The following is a 16,241-nucleotide window of genomic DNA, read 5'->3' as shown; positions in this document are numbered from 1 at the left end:
CCCCTGCGGGCCCCGGCCGTCCGCGTCCGTGACGCCGCCTCAGATCCAGCCGTGCTCGCGGGCGATCCGGACCGCCGCGTGCCGGTTCTCGGCGCCCAGCTTCCCGGCCGCCGAGGAGAGGTAGTTGCGCACCGTGCCGGGCGAGAGCGCGGCCCGCTCGGCGATCTCGGCGACCGAGGTGCCGTGCGCGGCCAGCTCCAGCACGTCCGTCTCGCGCGGGGTGAGCGGGCTCTCCCCGGCCGCGATGGCGTCCGCCGCCAGCTCCGGGTCCACGTACCGGCCGCCCGCCACCACGGTGCGGATGATTCCGGCCAGGTCGGCCGCCGAGACGGTCTTCGGCAGGAAGCCCCGCACCCCGACCTCCAGCGCCCGCTTGAGGTAGCCGGGCCGCCCGTGGCCGGTGACGATCATCGTCCGGCACTCTGGCAGCACCCGGCGCAGCTCGGTGGCCACCTCGATCCCGTCCATCCCGGGCATCTGCAGGTCCAGCACCGCGACGTCCGGCCGGTGCGCCTTGGCCATCGCCAGCGCCTCCGGGCCCGAGGCGGCCTCGGCCACCACGGTCAGGTCCTCCTCCAGCGCCAGCAGGGCGGCCATCGCACCCCGGATCAGGTGCTCGTCGTCGGCGAGCAGGAGTCGTACGGGCGCGGTCGTCGGCGCGGTCATCCGGTGGTCTCCAGGGAGAGGGCGGGTGCGGTCAGCGGCAGGTCCACGGTGAGGCGAAACCAGCCGGGTTCGGCGGGGGGAGTGGCCAGCTGCCCGCCGTACACGGCGAGCCGCTCGCGCAGGCCGGTGAGGCCGGTGCCGGGGGCGGCGGCGGGCCGCTCGGGCACCCCGTCGTTGGCCATCTCCAGCAGGGCCTGGCCGCCGCCGACCCGCAGGCGGATCCGGCAGCTGGTGGCCTCGCTGTGCCGGAGTACGTTGGTGGTCCCCTCGCGGACCACCCAGCCGAGCACCGACTGGGCGGGGAGCGGGAGCTGCTCGGCCCCGGCCAGGTCCACCTCGCAGTCCACGTCGGCGGCCCGGAGCACCGAGCGGGCCCCGGTCAGCTCGGCGTTCAGGTCGGCGCCGCGGTAGGCCCGGACCACCTCGCGCACCTCGCGCTGGGACTCCTGGGCGATCCGCTGCACCTCGGTCATCTGGTCGGCCGCCTCCGGCCGCCCCCGGCGGGCGAGTTGGGAGGCCAGCTCGCTCTTCAGCGCGATCGTGGTGAGGTTGCGGCCGAGCACGTCGTGCAGGTCCCGGGAGAACCGCAGCCGCTCCTCGGCCACCGCCAGCCGGGCCTGGGTCTCCCGGGCGCCGTCCAGCTCCCAGACCACCCCGGCCAGCCAGGCGGAGGAGCGGCAGGTCGCGCCGAAGAACACGCAGCCGAACGCCACCACCGTGGAGACGCCGAGCGAGGTGGCGAGCGGCGCCCCCGCGGCCAGCAGCGCGGCCGCCACCCCCAGCAGCATCCCGCCGCCGAGCGCGCAGGCCCGGCGGACCGGCAGGGTCACCGTCACCGGGCCGAACCAGAACATCACCAGGACCGGGCCGAGCCCGGCCGCCCGGTCCGGGACGGGGCCGGAGGCCAGCGCGAGCACCCAGACCGTGACCAGGGTGAGCACGGTGGAGGCGGCCAGCAGGCCGGTGGGCAGCACCCGGCGGCCCAGGTAGTGGGCCAGCCCGGTGCGGAACAGCAGGACCGAGAGCACCGCCCCGGCCACCATCGCCACCAGCAGCAGACGGAGCGTCAGTACCGGTACCTCCCCGGCCTCCTCGCCCAGCGCGCCGAGCACCGCCAGCGGCTGTGCCGACAGCGCGAAGTAGCAGGACCAGCGGACGTACAGCTCGGTGCGCTGCGGCTTCCCCAGCGCGCGCCAGCGGCGCAGCGGTCGTCGCAGCTCCACGGCCCCTCCTCCGGTGCGATCGGTACGGAATTCCTATCAGGCGTCAGCGCCGGGGCTCCCAGCGGAACCAGCGCAGTGCGGCCCACCCGGCCACCAGGGTCCAGGCCACGGCCAGGCCGAGCTGCGGCAGGGCCTCGCCCCAGCCGGTCGCCCCCGTCCAGCCGTCGCGCAGCAGTTGGACGGCCGGCGTGGTCGGCAGCAGTCGGCAGAACGCGGCCAGCTGGTCGGGCATCGCGTCCAGCGGGAAGATCATGCCGGAGCCGAACTGGCTGATCAGCAGCAGGGGCAGGGTGGTCAGCCCGGCGCTCTCCACGGTCCTGGTGATCACGCTGGACAGTGCGGCCAGCGGCACCAGCACCACCAGGCCCAGCAGCATCCCGAGCACCACCCTGGCCGGGTCGGAGGGCGCGGGCAGGTCCATCAGGAAGGCCGCGGCCACGCAGAGCACCGCGCCGAGCACCAGCGAGAGCAGGACGGACGGCAGCGCCATGCCGCCGAGCAGCTCGGCGTCCCGGGCCTCGCCGGTGCGCATCCGCTTGAGCACCAGCTCGCCGCGGCGGGCCACGTAGGCCGAGGTCAGGTTGTAGTAGACGACGAACAGCGGGAGCATCCCGAGCAGTCCGGTGACCACCAGGGCGGAGGCCGGGAGACCGGGGAGGTCCTGGCTCTGCTGCTTGATCGGCTCGCTCAGCGCGACGGCCATCAGCGGCGGCAGCACCAGGGCGGTGAACAGCGCGGTGCGGTTGCGCAGCAGCAGGGTGGTCTCGGCCCGGCCGAGGGCCAGCATCCGGGAGGCGGTGGTGCTGCGGGCGGCGGTGGCGGTGACGGTGCTCATCGGGTGGCTCCGGTCAGGACGGTCTCGGCGGGCGAGGCGGGGGAGTCGGTGGGGTCGGCGGCGGCGCCGGAGGCGATGGCCAGGAAGGCCTCCTCCAGCGAGGCGCTGCGGGCGTCCAGCCCGGCCAGCGGGACCTCGTGCCGGGCGGCCCAGCCGAGCAGCCCGGTCAGGGTGGCCTGGAGGTGCGGGGTCTGCACGGTGATCCGGCGGCCCTCGGTCAGCAGCTCGGCGCCGGCCAGCTGCGGCAGCGCCAGCGCCTCGAACCGGCCTTCGCGCTCCGGGAGTTCGAAGGAGATCCGGGACGGCCGTCCGGCGATCACCTCGGCCACGGTGCCCCGGGTGACGATCCGTCCGGCGTGCATGATGGCCAGCCGGTCGGCCAGCTCCTCGGCCTCCTCCAGGTAGTGCGTGGTGAGCAGCACCGTGGTGCCCTGTGCCCGCAGTTCGCGGACCAGCCGCCAGACGCCGGCCCGGGCCTCCGGGTCCAGCCCGGTGCTGGGCTCGTCCAGGAAGAGCACCTCGGGGCGGCCCAGCAGGGCCAGCGCCAGGTCGAGCCGGCGGCGCTCGCCGCCGGAGAGCTGCTTGACCCGCACGGTGCGCCGGTGGACCAGCCCGACCAGCTCCAGCACCTCGTCCACCGGACGGGCCCCGCTGGTCATCCCGGCCCAGGCCCGGCCGGTCTCGGCCACCGTGAGCTCGGACGGGAAGCCGCCCTCCTGGAGCATGATGCCGATCCTCGGCCGCACCACCGCCCGCTCCCGGTACGGGTCGTGGCCCAGCACCCGGACCTGACCCTCCGTCGGGGCGGCCAGTCCTTCGAGCAGCTCCATGGTGGAGGTCTTGCCCGCACCGTTGGTGCCGAGCAGGGCGAAGACCTCGCCCCGTCGGACGGTGAGGTCCAGGCCCCGGACGGCGTCGAAGCCGGCGTCCCCGGCGGGGCCGTAGTGGCGGTGCAGGCCGGTGGCCTCGATGGCGGGCGGCTCGCGGTGGCTGTTGTCCATGCCCTCAAGCCTCCCGGCGGCCGGGGCCTGCGGGCAGTGCGCGGCATCACCGGTCCGTGCCGCGTTCGCACGGGTCGCCGATGACAAATGTCACCGGCGGGGGAGGGGGTGGTGCGGGAACGACGAAGGGCCCCTCTTCCGAGGGGCCCTTCACACTGAGCGGACGACGAGATTCGAACTCGCGACCCTCACCTTGGCAAGGTGATGCTCTACCAACTGAGCCACGTCCGCACGATCTTCGGTTGTACTGCGGTACTTCTTACTGCGAGCGGACGACGAGATTCGAACTCGCGACCCTCACCTTGGCAAGGTGATGCTCTACCAACTGAGCCACGTCCGCATGGTGTCCGTCAGGCCACCAGCCGCCTCTCCGGATCTCTCCGGTTGCGGCGACAGGAAGAACTCTACCCCATCGGAAGGAGTGGTCGCCCCACCCTTTCCGCCGTGGCGGTCGGGGCGGGGCGACGGAGCCTCCGTGCCAGGTCAGTTGGCCTCGGCGAACTGCTCGTAGACGTGCTTGGGGATGCGGCCGCGGGCGGGCAGTTCCATTCCGCGGGACTGCGCCCAGGCGCGGACGGCGGCCGGGTCCGGGGTGAGAGCGGTGCGGCGGAAGGACTTTCCGGCGCGGCTCTGGCGACGGCCGGCCGCGACGAACGGGGCGAGCGCCTCACGGAGCTTCTCCGCGTTGTCCTGCGACAGGTCGATCTCGTACGACTTCCCGTCGACACCGAAGTGGACGGTCTCCGCGGCGGCGCCGCCGTCCAGGTCGTCGGAGAGCGTGACGACTACACGCTGAGCCATGGGTGTCAATCCTCTCGGGCAATTCGCGAGCGCGTCCGGGCAGGCAGGAACCCGCGCTGATGTGCAGCGCCCGCCGTCACCGGTGGGCCCTATTCTGCACCCAAAGGCGAGAGAAATCGAAGGGCTGCGCTTTCTTTTTCCGGATATTCACGAGACTTCGTCGGACACGGGATAGCGGGGGATCGCGCTGGTCGTTCTGTCCCGTAGTGCCGGTATTCGGACGGTCCGCAAGGGATCGCGATAACGGCCGAAAAGGGACAGGGCGGGGGCGGCCGAGAGTCGTGGAACCCTTGCGGCGTAAGGGGCGTGAGTCTACGCGCGTCGCTCCGACCGGCCCGCAAACACGCCCGAATGCCCCGGTAGTCTGGAGGTCCCCCGCCTCACGCACCACACCAACGGGAGTGCCAGTGGCTCGCGTCGTAGTCGACGTCATGCTCAAGCCCGAGATCCTCGACCCCCAGGGCCAGGCGGTGCAGCGTGCACTGCCCCGGCTCGGATTCGCCGGGATCGCCGATGTCCGTCAGGGCAAGCGTTTCGAACTGGAGCTGGAGGGTCCGGTCGACGACGCCGCGCTCGCCAAGATCCGCGAAGCCGCCGAGACCTTCCTCGCGAACACCGTGATCGAGGACTTCACCGTCCGGGTCGAGGAGGAGGGCAAGTGACCACCCGCGTCGGCGTCGTCACTTTCCCCGGCTCCCTCGACGACCGCGACGCCCAGCGCGCGGTCCGCCTGGCCGGCGCCGAGCCGGTCGCCCTCTGGCACCGTGACAAGGATCTCCACCAGGTCGACGCCGTCGTCCTGCCGGGCGGATTCTCCTACGGTGACTATCTGCGCTGCGGGGCCATCTCCCGCTTCTCCCCGGTGATGGACAGCATCATCGAGCAGGCCAAGCTGGGAATGCCGGTCCTCGGTATCTGCAACGGCTTCCAGGTGCTCTGCGAATCGCACCTGCTGCCCGGTGCGCTCACCCGGAACGACTCGCTGCACTTCATCTGCCGCGACCAGAAGCTCCGCATCGAGAACGCCGGGACGGCCTGGACCAAGGATTACTCCGAGGGCCAGGAAATCGTCGTGCCGCTCAAGAACGGTGAGGGCCGGTTCGTCGCCGAGGAGCGCGTCCTGGACCAGCTCGAGGCCGAAGGCCGCATCGTGGCACGGTACTTGGACGTGAACCCGAACGGTTCGTACCGCGACATCGCCGGCATCACCAACGCGGCGGGCAATGTCGTCGGCCTGATGCCGCACCCCGAGCACGCCGTGGAGCCGCTCACGGGCCCGACCACCGAGGGCCTGGGCTTCTTCACCTCCGTCCTGAAGCAGCTGGTGAACGCCTGATGTCCCTCGACACCGTCAAGAACGCCGAGCAGACCCCGGACTCCGCGCAGCCCTGGGCCGAACTCGGGCTCAAGGAAGACGAGTACGCCAGGATCCGCGAGATCCTCGGCCGCCGTCCCACCGGCGCCGAGCTGGCGATGTACTCGGTCATGTGGTCCGAGCACTGCTCCTACAAGAGCTCCAAGGTGCACCTCAAGCAGTTCGGCGAGAAGAAGCCGGACAGCGACGCGATGCTGGTCGGCATCGGCGAGAACGCCGGTGTGGTCGACGTGGGCCAGGGCTACGCGGTGACCTTCAAGGTCGAGTCGCACAACCACCCCTCGTACATCGAGCCCTACCAGGGCGCGGCCACCGGCATCGGCGGCATCGTCCGCGACATCCTGGCGATGGGCGCCCGCCCGGTCGCCGTGATGGACCCGCTGCGCTTCGGTGCGGCCGACCACCCGGACACCCGGCGCGTGCTGCCCGGGATCGTCGCGGGCATCGGCGGCTACGGCAACTGCCTGGGCCTGCCGAACATCGGCGGCGAGGTCGTCTTCGACTCCTGCTACCAGGGCAACCCGCTGGTCAACGCGCTCTGCGTGGGCGTCATGAAGCACGAGGACATCCACCTCGCGCAGGCCAGCGGCGTCGGCAACAAGGTCATCCTGTACGGAGCCCGTACCGGTGGCGACGGCATCGGCGGCGTCTCGGTCCTCGCGTCCGAGACCTTCGACGACACCAAGCCGGCCAAGCGCCCGGCCGTCCAGGTCGGCGACCCGTTCCAGGAGAAGCTCCTCATCGAGTGCACCCTGGAGATCTTCTCCGAGAAGCTGGTGCTCGGCATCCAGGACCTCGGCGGCGCCGGACTCTCCTGCGCCACCTCGGAGTTGGCCTCGGCCGGCTCCGGCGGCATGCGGATCGAGCTGGACACCGTGCCGCTGCGCGACAACACGCTCTCGCCGGAGGAGATCCTCATGAGCGAGTCGCAGGAGCGCATGTGCGCCATCGTCGAGCCCGACAAGGTCGACCGCTTCCTGGAGATCTGCGAGAAGTGGGACGTCATCGCCACCGTCATCGGTGAGGTGACCGAGGGCGAGCGCCTGGAGATCTTCTGGCACGGCGAGCAGGTCGTCGACGTGCCGCCGCGCTCCGTCGCCCACGACGGCCCGACCTACAACCGGCCGTTCGCCCGGCCGAGTTGGCAGGACGCGCTGCAGGCCGACGCGCCGACCGCCGAGCGCCTCGCGCGTCCGGCGAACGGCGAGGAGCTCAAGGCGGCCCTGCTGGCCGTCGCCTCCTCCCCGAACCAGGCCTCCAAGTCCTGGATCACCGACCAGTACGACCGGTACGTGCTCGGCAACACCGTGCTCTCGCACGGTGAGGACTCCGGCATGATCCGGATCGACGACGAGACCAACCTCGGCGTCTCGGTCGCCACCGACGGCAACGGCCGCTTCGCCAAGCTGGACCCGTACACCGGTGCCCAGCTGGCCCTGGCCGAGGCGTACCGCAACGTCGCGGCCGGCGGTGCCAAGCCGCTCGCCGTCTCCGACTGCCTCAACTTCGGCTCCCCCGAGGACCCGGACGTGATGTGGCAGTTCGCCGAGGCCACCCGCGGCCTGGCCGACGCCTGCCTGGTGCTCGGCACCCCGGTCACCGGCGGCAACGTCTCGCTGTACAACCAGACCGGCGAGGTCGCCATCCACCCGACCCCCGTGGTCGCGGTGCTCGGCGTCATCGACGACGTCACCCGCCGCACGCCCGTCGCCTTCGGCGAGCAGGGGCAGCTGCTCTACCTGCTCGGCGACACCGAGGACGAGCTCGGCGGCTCGGCCTGGACCCAGGTCGTCCACGGCCACCTCGGCGGCCTGCCGCCCAAGGTGGACCTGGAGCGCGAGCGCCTGCTCGGCGAGATCCTGATCGCCGCCTCCCGGGACGGCATGGTCGACGCGGCCCACGACCTCTCCGACGGCGGCCTCGGCCAGGCCCTGGTGGAGAGCTGCCTCAAGGGCGGCAACGGCGCGCGCGTCGTGGTCCCCGAGGGCATGGACCCGTTCGTGTTCCTGTTCTCCGAGTCGGCAGGCCGCGCCGTCGTGGCCGTGCCGCGCAGCGAGGAGCTCCGCTTCAACGACATGTGCGGGGCCCGTGGCCTGCCCGCCACCCGGATCGGCGTGGTGGACGGCGACGTGCTCGAGGTCCAGGGTCAGTTCTCGGTCCCGCTGGCCGAGCTGAAGGACGCGCACACCGGTGTGATCGAGGCGCTGCTCGCCTGACGGCGTCTCACCTGGTGAAGGGGCGGCCCGGTCGGGCCGCCCCTTCGCTGTACGCTCGCGCAATGGCGAACTCCGCGAAGAAGGCCCGCAGTTACGACCCCGCCAAGGTGCGCGCCGCGCTGGCCGGGCAGACCGGGGCGCTGCGCGCCGCCGTCCGCGAGCTGTGCGCCCGGCCGGACGCCGAGGAGCTGCTGGCCCGGCCGACCAGGCTGGGGGAGTGGAACGTCCGTCAGCTCGTCGCCCACCTGGGCTTCTGCCTGGACTGGCTGCCCCGTCACCTGGACGAGCCGGTGCCCGCCGGGGCGGTGATCCCGCTGATCGAGTGGCCGGGCCTGACCAGGACCGCCGCCGAGGCCATCTCCGCCGCCGTGGTCGAGCACGCCGAGGGCGCCTTCGCGGGCTCCCCGGCCGAGGTGGCGAAGGAGTTCGACGCCGCCTGCGACCTGCTGCTGGCGAGTCTGGAACGGCCCGAAGTGGCCGACCCGGCCCGGCGGTTCGTGATCCGCTTCGGCCCGATCCTGGTCACCGACTTCCTGGTCACCCGGCTGGTCGAGACCGTGGTGCACGCGGACGACCTGGCGGCCGCCCTGGAGCTGCCCGCCTTCCCGCACGACCGGCAGGCCCTGGCCGCCGTCACCCGCCTGCTGGCCGACGCCTTCGCCCACCGGGTGCCCGGCGGCTCGGTCGAGCTGCGGATCCCCCCGTACGCCGTCGTCCAGGCCGTCGAGGGCCCCCGCCACACCCGCGGCACCCCGCCCAACGTGGTCGAGACCGACCCGCTCACCTGGATCCGCCTGGCCACCGGCCGCACCACCTGGACCACCGCCGAGGACGCCGCCGAGCTGACCGCCAGCGGCGAGCGCAGCGACCTCTCGGCGTACCTGCCGGTGCTGGGCTGAGGCAGCGTCAGGGCCGGGCCCGGGACGCGCCGTCAGGCCTACTTGCGGGGCGGGCCGGAGATGTACTTGCCGTCGGCCCCGTACGGCCAGGCGTTGGAGACGCAGCCCTCCAGGCCGTAGATCTGCTGCATCATCGCCGGCGCGGGCTTCCCCGCGCCGGAGCAGCCCTCGTGGCCGCGGCCGATGAAGTGGCCGACCTCGTGGTTGACGATCAGGGCCCGGTACTCCTCGATCGGGCCGCTGAACTGCGGGGAGCCGACGGTCCAGCGCTTGGTGTTGACCATCACGGCCTCGCCGACGTTGCAGTTCACCTCGCCGCCGGTGTTCAGGCCGGCCTTGGCGCAGACCGCGTCCACCGTGCCGGGGGAGGCGATCTTCACCGAGAAGTCGGCCGGGCCGGAGGCCACCAGCTGGAAGGAGTGCTTGCCGTCGGCGGTCCAGCCGCGCTTGTCGGCGAGGATCTTCTGCACCTGGTCGGTGGCGGTGGCGGCGTCGATGCCGATGCCGTCTTCGACCTCCACCTTGTACTTGCGCAGGGTGGCGCCCTTGCCGACGACGGGGCCGTTGGCCCGCACCGTGCTGAAGGTGCCCTTGCCCTTCTCGACCACCGCGGTCGGGGTGGCGGCCGGCGTCGGCGAGGGCGCGGGGACGGGCGGCTGGGCCGGGGCGGGGGCCTCGGCCGCCGGGACGGCCCGGGCCTGGGTGGTGGCGGGGGCGGAGGGCTCGCCGTCGGAGCCGTACAGGTTGAACGCGGTGACCCCGAGCACGGCCAGCGCCCCGGTCAGCCCCACCAGCAGCACCAGCCGGCGCCGGGCCGCCTGCTGCCGGCGCCGTGCGGCGGCGGCCCGCCGTCGGCTCGGCGCGGGGGCAGCCGCCCGCCGTCCACGGGGGGCCGGGGTGCTCCTGGGGTTGGATCGCACTGCGGATGCTCTCTGGTCGCCTGGCAGGACTCGTCGCACTGTCGTTCAGGACGATACCCGGCTCGGGGGCGGTTCCCCGCGACCGGAGTGCGGACGGGAGTCGGGCGGAGTCCGTGGGGAAGCCGGGAGGGAGGTGGGGAAGCCGGGAGGGAGGCGACAGCCGCACCGCCGAACGGGCAGACTGGCACGCATGAGTATTCACCAGAACCTCCTCGGGGGCCCCGAACCGACCAGGCTGACCGAGGACGAGCAGCCCTACCGGATGCTGGGTGAGGAGTCGGCCTCGCCGACCCAGGTGGCGGCGGCGTTCCCGACCTTCTCGCTGGCCTGGGCGATGCTGGCCGACGACGCGTACGACGCCGGCCGGGTGGTCGAGTCCTACGCCTACGCCCGGACCGGCTACCACCGCGGGCTGGACTCGCTGCGGCGGGCGGGCTGGAAGGGCCACGGCCCGGTGCCGTGGGAGCACCGGGGCAACCGGGGCTTCCTGCGCTGCCTGGCGGCGCTGGCCCGGGCCGCCGAGGCGATCAAGGAGACCGAGGAGGCCGAGCGCTGCTGGCAGTTCCTCAAGGACAGCAGCGCCGAGGCCTACGCCGAGCTGAAGCAGTAGTCGTCGCGGAACGCGAAGGAGCCCCGGCCCGTGGTGGGCCGGGGCTCCTTCGCTTGGCTGCTTACTTGATGCGCTTGCCGGCCGAGCGCAGCTGCTGCGCGGCCTCCAGCACGCGGGCGGCCATGCCGGCCTCGGCCAGCTTGCCCCAGGTGCGCGGGTCGTAGGTGTTCTTCTTGCCGACCTCGCCGTCGACCTTCAGCACGCCGTCGTAGTTGCTGAACATGTGCGCCACCACCGGGCGGGTGAAGGCGTACTGGGTGTCGGTGTCGAGGTTCATCTTCACGACGCCGTTCTCCAGCGCGGTGGCGATCTCCTCGGCGGTGGAGCCCGAGCCGCCGTGGAAGACGAAGTCGAACGGGTCCTGCTTGCCGTACTGCTTGCCGATCTCGTCCTGCAGGTCGCGGAGCAGCTCCGGCTTCAGCACGACGTTGCCCGGCTTGTAGACGCCGTGCACGTTGCCGAACGAGGCGGCCAGCAGGTAGCGGCCCTTCTCGCCCAGGCCGAGGGCCTCGGCGGTGCGGACGGCGTCGTTCACCGTGGTGTAGAGCTCGTCGTTGATCTCGTGCGAGACACCGTCCTCCTCGCCACCGGTCGGGGTGATCTCGACCTCGAGGATGATCTTGGCGGCGGCGGCCGCGGCCAGCAGCTCCTGGCCGATGGCCAGGTTGTCGGCCAGGGTCTCGGCGGAGCCGTCCCACATGTGCGACTGGAACAGCGGGTTGCGGCCCTGGGCCACGCGCTCCGCGGAGACCGCGATCAGCGGGCGGACGTAGGTGTCCAGCTTGTCCTTGGGGCAGTGGTCGGTGTGCAGCGCGACGGTGATGTCGTACTTGGCCGCCACGATGTGGGCGAACTCGGCCAGCGCGACCGCGCCGGTGACCATGTCCTTGTTGTGCTGGCCGCCGAGGAACTCCGCGCCACCGGTCGAGATCTGGATGATGCCGTCGCTCTCGGCCTCGGCGAAGCCGCGCAGGGCGGCGTGCAGGGTCTGCGACGAGGTGACGTTGATGGCCGGGTAGGCGAACTTGCCCGCCTTGGCCCGGTCGAGCATCTCGTTGTAGACCTCGGGAGTTGCGATGGGCATGCGAATTCGCTCCTGTCGGTGCTCGGCGTACGGACGACCTGTCCGACGCTCGGTACGCCTTCGGTACGACGCGCGGTGCCGGCTGCCGTCGCGGCTCTGCGGTGCGGCTCCGGTACCCCGGTTCGGCGGAGTCCGCCGCGGTGTGCACTGAGGGTGGGTGCGACCGCGGGCCGGACACCTGTGCCATCTTCCCAGACTCGGCCCCCGGGAACACCCAGTGGCCCGCTGGTTGGGACGGAAGGTGTCGGGAGAGGAGTCGGAGGGCCCTGGGGCGGTAGGGACCTTAAGCCTCCCGCAAGGCCAGGGCGCTATCCTGCGCCCGTGGACTACAACCAGCTCGCCGTCAATCTGCTCGACGCCAAATCGCTCGTCGCATCGGTCGGTGTGATCGGCATCCTGGCGATCATCTTCGCCGAGACCGGCCTGCTGGTCGGGTTCTTCTTCCCGGGCGACTCGCTGCTCATCCTGGCCGGCGTGGCCGCCTCCAGCGCCGCCGAGAAGGTGCTCGGGGAGGGGGCGCAGATGTCGATCGCGGCCCTGCTGATCGGCGCCCCGCTCTGCGCCATCGCCGGGGCCCAGCTGGGGCACCTGTTCGGGGTCAAGGTCGGGCCCAAGATGTTCGACAAGCCGGACTCGAAGATCTTCCGCCGCGAGTTCGTGGTGAAGGCCGAGGAGTACTTCGACAAGTTCGGCCCGGCCAAGGCCGTGGTGCTGGCCCGCTTCATCCCGATCGTGCGGACCTTCCTCAACCCGGTCGCCGGCGTGCTGGAGATGCCCGCCAAGACCTTCTTCGTCTGGAACGTGATCGGCGGCCTGCTGTGGACCGAGTCCATGCTGCTGATCGGCTACTTCACCGGTGACCAGCTGGCGCCCGTGATCGACAAGTACCTGATCCCGGCGATGCTGCTGATCATCCTGGTCTCGCTCTCCCCGGTCTTCGTCGAGGTCTGGCGCGAGCGCAAGAAGAAGAAGGCGGCCGACGTGGCCGAGCAGGCCCCGGCCGAGGCGGCCGGCAGCGGCCGGCACCGCAAGGGCTGACGCTCCGTCACACGGCAGTGGCCCGCCGTTTCACGTGAAACACGTGGAGCGGCGGGCCACTGTCGTACGGCGGTCCGGTCGGGGACCTCAGAGGCCGAGGTCGTCCAGGGTGTAGGCCGTGACGTACTCCAGGCCCGCCTCGGCGATGGCCGGGGCCGCGCCGCGCTCGACGATCACCGCGACGCCGACCACCTCGGCGCCCGCCTCGCGGAGCGCCTCGACGGCGGTCAGCACCGAGCCACCGGTGGTGGAGGTGTCCTCGACCGCCAGCACCCGGCGGCCCTTCACGTCCGGGCCCTCGATCCGGCGCTGCAGGCCGTGCGCCTTGCCCGCCTTGCGGACCACGAAGGCGTCCAGCTTCTGCCCGCGCGCGGCGGCGGCGTGCAGCATCGCGGCGGCCACCGGGTCGGCACCCAGGGTCAGGCCGCCGACGGCGTCGTACTCCAGGTGCGCGGAGGCGTCCAGCATGACCGAGCCGACCAGCGGGGCGGCCTCGGCGTCCAGGGTGATCCGGCGGAGGTCGACGTAGTAGTCGGCCTCCTTGCCGGAGGAGAGGGTGACCTTGCCGTGCACGACGGCCTTGTCCTTGATCTGCGCCAGCAGGGCGTCGCGGTCGTTGCTCATGGGCAGTCAGTCTACGGGCGCGGTGCCCAGGCGCTGGTCAGCGCTTGCGGAGGGCGCGGACCAGGACCACCGCGCCGCCGAGCAGCACCGCGCCGCCGCCGATCACCCAGGGCAGCGGGCTCCGGTCGTTCGGGGCCACCACCTCCGGGCCGCCCCAGCGGCTGGCCGCCCGGGCCCGCGCGCTGCGGGCCGGCAGCGCCGGGGCGTAGCGGCCGCGCGGCGGGGCGTGGTCCACCTCCTCGGCCGAACGGCCGACGATGCTGCGGCGGACCGGGCCGCCGGACGCGGCGGCCGGGTCGGTCAGGTAGTCGAGGGAGGGCTCGGGCTCGGGGTGCCGCTCCGGCCGGTCGGCCGCGGCCGGCTCGGGGAGGACGTCGTCCGCCGGGAGGTCGTCGGAGAAGGCGATCAGGTCGGAGAGGTCGTCGTCCAGGTCGGTGCCGAAGCCGGCCGCGTGGTCCTCCAGGTAGACCACGGTCGCCTCCGGGGGCTCCGCCCCGCTCAGCTCGGCCGTGAGCTCGGCCGCGAAACGGTCCAGCAGACGGCGGCCGGTGGTGCCGAGGGTGGCGGCGTCGAACTCGGTGAGGCGGCCGGTCGCGGACAGGTCGCCGGTGAAGCGGAGGGTGCAGGACTTCTCGTCGTCGGCGCCGGCCTGCACGGAGAGGCGGACGGTGGCGGTCACCTCGCCGCTGCCGCGCGCCTCCTGGCCCTCCGCCAGCACGGTCAGCACGCCCTCGCGGCCCTCGATCAGCGAGAGCTCGCCGCGGTAGGTGATGGTCGAGCCGCCGATGCGCAGGCGCAGCCGCGCCGGGCCGCCGGGCTCCTCGTCGGTGGTCAGTCCGGGGACGCAGCGGGACACCAGCTCCTGGTCCCGCAGGGCCTCCTGGACGGCGGCGGCGGGCAGCTGGACGACAACCTCATGCTCCATGCTGCCGAGCCTACCCACCCGGGGTGGCCACCGAGCAGAGGCCGTGCCCGGCACCTTCGGCGAGGGACGACGTGATGCCTCCAGGGGCGCGGGGAACTGCGCGGATCGGGAGGCGGCTCGTCGGCAACTGAATCGCCGTCAGCCGGTTGCCGGTGCTGCCGTTCCCCCGCGCGCAGTTCCCCGCGCCCCTGCGGGGCGCCCCCCGGCCCAGCCGAGCAGCGTCCGCAGGGGAACGGCAACACGTGCAACCGGCTCGCCTGCCCCGACCTGGCGCCGGTCCGCCTTCCGTACTCGCGCAGTTCCTCGCGCCCCCGGTGCAACCACTTCAGCCCAGCAGGGTGCGTGGTGCCGGGAGGGGGTCGGGGCGGGTGGTGGCGAGGGCGGCGGCGGTGGTGCGGAGGTGGTCGGGGGTGAGGGAGCGGGTGGGGGCGGTGAGGGTGAGGACGGGCGGGGTGCGGGCGGCGAGGACGAAGGCGGCGGGGGAGCCGGGGCCGCGCGGGCAGTGCCGCGGGCCGTCGGCGGCGGAGTAGGGGGCGGTGCGCAGTCCGGCCGCGCGGAGGGTGGCCTCGGCCGGCCAGAGCTCCTCGGCGCGGACGGCCAGCCGCCCGCCGGGCCCGAGCAGGCGGGCGGCCAGCCCGTAGAACTCCTGGGTGTCGTACGGCCGCCCGCGCAGTTCGCTGAGCACCACGTCGTACGAGCCGTCGGCCTCGCGCAGCCACCGCAGCGGGTCGCCGGTCACCAGCCGGACCCGGGGGTCGGCGAGGGAGTGCTCGCCGAGGGCGGCGAGGGCGGGGTCGCGGCGGGCGAGGTCGGCCAGGGCGGGGTCGGGTTCGACGACCACCACGGCCCGGACGGCCGGGTGCCGGAGCACCTCGCGCAGGGCGAGGCCGTCGCCGCCGCCGAGCAGCAGGACCCGTCCGGCGGGGCCGCCGCCGAGGGCGGGGTGGGCGAGGGCCTCGTGCTCGCGGTACTCGTCGGGGCCGCAGACGGCGAGGCGCCCGTCGAGGTAGAGCTCCAGCGGGGCGCGCTGCGGGGGGACCCGGGCGGTGGGGTCGGCGTCGCCGGTGAGGACGATCTCCTGGAGGCGGCTGTGCAGGGCGAGGCGGACCTGGGCACCGTAGAGGGCCTGGCGGGCGGCGCGTTCGATGGCGTCGGTGCAGGCGGCGGCGACGGCGAGGGCGAGCAGCACCAGGCCGCAGCCGGTCCAGAGCAGGACCCGGGCGCGGGGTGACACCTCGTCACGGAACAGCCGGAGCACCACGGCCGCCCCGGCGACGGCGTTGACCGCGCCGGTGAGCAGGGCGCCGGTGCTCTGGCCGAGCTGGGGGAGCAGCAGGAAGGGGAAGGCCAGCCCGCCGACCAGGGCGCCGACGTAGTCGGCGGCGAACAGGTCGGCGGCGGCCCGGCCGGCGTCCTCCCGGCGGATGCGCTGGATCAGGGTCATCAGCAGCGGGATCTCGGCGCCGATCAGCACGCCGATCAGGAAGGTGGCGGCGACCACCCCGGCCAGTGTCGCCCCGTGCTGGTCCAGCCGGGCCCAGGCCCAGTAGAGGAGCAGCACGGAGGTGCCGCCGGTGAGGGCCAGCGCGCACTCGACCAGGGCGAAGGAGGCGGCGGGGCGGCGGGTGAGCCGTTTGGCGAGCAGCGAGCCGACGCCCATCGCGAAGACCATCACGGAGAGCACCACCGAGGTCTGGGTGGTGGCGTCGCCGAGCAGTTGTCCGCCGAGGGCGACCAGCTCCAGCTCGTACACCAGGCCGCAGGCGGCGCAGACGAAGGCCGCCAGCAGCACCAGCAGCCGGGCCGCCCGGGCCCGGCCGCGCAGCGGGGCCGGGTGGGCGGTGTCCCGGGCCCGGACCGCGCTCGCCCCGAGCACGGCCAGACCGGCCGGGTCGTCGGGTGCGGGGCGCGGACGGAGGGGCGGGCCCGGTGGATGGTTGATCACGAACAAACGCTAGGCGAGGTGGGCGGCCGACCGCTGCACCCATTCGACGGACTTGACGGTGCAGAGAATTGACGTTTCA

At 73.1% G+C, this 16,241-nt stretch carries 16 protein-coding genes and 2 tRNA genes; 6 read left to right on the top strand and 12 right to left on the bottom strand.

Going from position 1 to position 16,241, the window contains the following annotated elements:
• Positions 1-39: 39 nt before the first annotated feature.
• The 7 genes from ACIA8O_RS09780 to ACIA8O_RS09750 all read right to left on the bottom strand — a co-directional run bounded on the left by ACIA8O_RS09780 (position 40) and on the right by ACIA8O_RS09750 (position 4,526).
• Positions 40-666: a response regulator gene (locus ACIA8O_RS09780; protein WP_396293117.1), complete on the bottom strand. Its 627-nt coding sequence runs from the start codon at positions 664-666 to the stop codon at positions 40-42.
• A complete protein-coding gene (locus tag ACIA8O_RS09775) occupies positions 663-1,889 on the bottom strand; it encodes a sensor histidine kinase (protein WP_396293116.1) in 1,227 nt (408 codons plus the stop codon). The genes ACIA8O_RS09780 and ACIA8O_RS09775 overlap by 4 nt, the downstream gene beginning before the upstream one ends.
• Before the next feature lie 43 nt (positions 1,890-1,932).
• Positions 1,933-2,724, bottom strand: a complete 792-nt coding sequence (locus ACIA8O_RS09770) for an ABC transporter permease (protein WP_396293115.1) — start codon at positions 2,722-2,724, stop codon at positions 1,933-1,935.
• Positions 2,721-3,725 (bottom strand): ABC transporter ATP-binding protein, encoded by a 1,005-nt coding sequence (locus ACIA8O_RS09765; protein ID WP_396293114.1) that lies wholly within the window; start codon positions 3,723-3,725, stop codon positions 2,721-2,723. The genes ACIA8O_RS09770 and ACIA8O_RS09765 overlap by 4 nt, the downstream gene beginning before the upstream one ends.
• A gap of 158 nt (positions 3,726-3,883) precedes the next feature.
• A tRNA-Gly gene (locus tag ACIA8O_RS09760) sits at positions 3,884-3,956 on the bottom strand.
• Positions 3,957-3,992: 36 nt separating this feature from the next.
• A tRNA-Gly gene (locus ACIA8O_RS09755) sits at positions 3,993-4,065 on the bottom strand.
• A 143-nt stretch (positions 4,066-4,208) separates the two neighbouring features.
• Complete coding sequence (locus ACIA8O_RS09750; RefSeq protein ID WP_396293113.1) at positions 4,209-4,526, bottom strand: Lsr2 family protein; 318 nt, start codon at positions 4,524-4,526, stop codon at positions 4,209-4,211.
• A 407-nt stretch (positions 4,527-4,933) separates the two neighbouring features.
• Here ACIA8O_RS09750 and purS point away from each other — a divergent pair, with 407 nt between their 5' ends.
• The 4 genes from purS (at position 4,934) to ACIA8O_RS09730 (ending at position 9,016) form a co-directional block, all read left to right on the top strand.
• Complete coding sequence (gene purS, locus ACIA8O_RS09745) at positions 4,934-5,188, top strand: phosphoribosylformylglycinamidine synthase subunit PurS (RefSeq protein ID WP_396293111.1); 255 nt, start codon at positions 4,934-4,936, stop codon at positions 5,186-5,188.
• A complete protein-coding gene (gene purQ / locus ACIA8O_RS09740) occupies positions 5,185-5,862 on the top strand; it encodes a phosphoribosylformylglycinamidine synthase subunit PurQ (protein WP_396293109.1) in 678 nt (225 codons plus the stop codon). Before purS ends, purQ begins: the two co-directional genes overlap by 4 nt.
• A complete protein-coding gene (purL, locus tag ACIA8O_RS09735) occupies positions 5,862-8,117 on the top strand; it encodes a phosphoribosylformylglycinamidine synthase subunit PurL (RefSeq protein WP_396293107.1) in 2,256 nt (751 codons plus the stop codon). The genes purQ and purL overlap by 1 nt, the downstream gene beginning before the upstream one ends.
• Before the next feature lie 62 nt (positions 8,118-8,179).
• Positions 8,180-9,016, top strand: a complete 837-nt coding sequence (locus ACIA8O_RS09730) for a sterol carrier family protein (RefSeq protein WP_396293105.1) — start codon at positions 8,180-8,182, stop codon at positions 9,014-9,016.
• Positions 9,017-9,054: 38 nt separating this feature from the next.
• Here the strand turns inward: ACIA8O_RS09730 and ACIA8O_RS09725 are convergent, their stop codons facing one another.
• The gene (locus ACIA8O_RS09725) at positions 9,055-9,936 is read right to left on the bottom strand and encodes a DUF3152 domain-containing protein (RefSeq protein WP_396293103.1); all 882 of its coding nucleotides are present in this window, start codon (positions 9,934-9,936) and stop codon (positions 9,055-9,057) included.
• A gap of 190 nt (positions 9,937-10,126) precedes the next feature.
• Here ACIA8O_RS09725 and ACIA8O_RS09720 point away from each other — a divergent pair, with 190 nt between their 5' ends.
• Positions 10,127-10,546: a DUF3151 domain-containing protein gene (locus ACIA8O_RS09720; protein WP_396293102.1), complete on the top strand. Its 420-nt coding sequence runs from the start codon at positions 10,127-10,129 to the stop codon at positions 10,544-10,546.
• Between the two features lie 61 nt (positions 10,547-10,607).
• Here ACIA8O_RS09720 and fbaA read toward each other — a convergent pair whose 3' ends face one another.
• Positions 10,608-11,630 carry a class II fructose-bisphosphate aldolase gene (gene fbaA, locus ACIA8O_RS09715; protein ID WP_396293101.1) on the bottom strand — a complete coding sequence of 341 codons (1,023 nt, stop codon included), beginning with the start codon at positions 11,628-11,630 and terminating at the stop codon, positions 10,608-10,610.
• Between the two features lie 321 nt (positions 11,631-11,951).
• Between fbaA and ACIA8O_RS09710 the strand changes: the two genes are divergently transcribed.
• Positions 11,952-12,668 carry a DedA family protein gene (locus tag ACIA8O_RS09710; RefSeq protein WP_396293100.1) on the top strand — a complete coding sequence of 239 codons (717 nt, stop codon included), beginning with the start codon at positions 11,952-11,954 and terminating at the stop codon, positions 12,666-12,668.
• Positions 12,669-12,755: 87 nt separating this feature from the next.
• On the opposite strand, the gene pyrE is transcribed toward ACIA8O_RS09710, so the two are convergent.
• The 3 genes from pyrE to ACIA8O_RS09695 form a co-directional block, all read right to left on the bottom strand.
• Positions 12,756-13,292 (bottom strand): orotate phosphoribosyltransferase, encoded by a 537-nt coding sequence (gene pyrE, locus ACIA8O_RS09705; protein ID WP_396293098.1) that lies wholly within the window; start codon positions 13,290-13,292, stop codon positions 12,756-12,758.
• A gap of 37 nt (positions 13,293-13,329) precedes the next feature.
• Positions 13,330-14,217 carry an SRPBCC domain-containing protein gene (locus ACIA8O_RS09700; protein ID WP_396293097.1) on the bottom strand — a complete coding sequence of 296 codons (888 nt, stop codon included), beginning with the start codon at positions 14,215-14,217 and terminating at the stop codon, positions 13,330-13,332.
• 325 nt (positions 14,218-14,542) lie between these two features.
• Entirely contained in the window at positions 14,543-16,162 is a 1,620-nt protein-coding gene (locus ACIA8O_RS09695; protein ID WP_396293096.1) for a spermidine synthase, read from the bottom strand.
• Between the last annotated feature and the right edge of the window lie 79 nt (positions 16,163-16,241).

It is taken from the genome of Kitasatospora sp. NPDC051853, assembly GCF_044452665.1.
Classification (GTDB): Bacteria; Actinomycetota; Actinomycetes; order Streptomycetales; family Streptomycetaceae; genus Kitasatospora.
The sequence above is the reverse complement of the archived record's forward strand: the minus strand, read 5'-3'. Positions and strand labels throughout refer to the sequence as shown.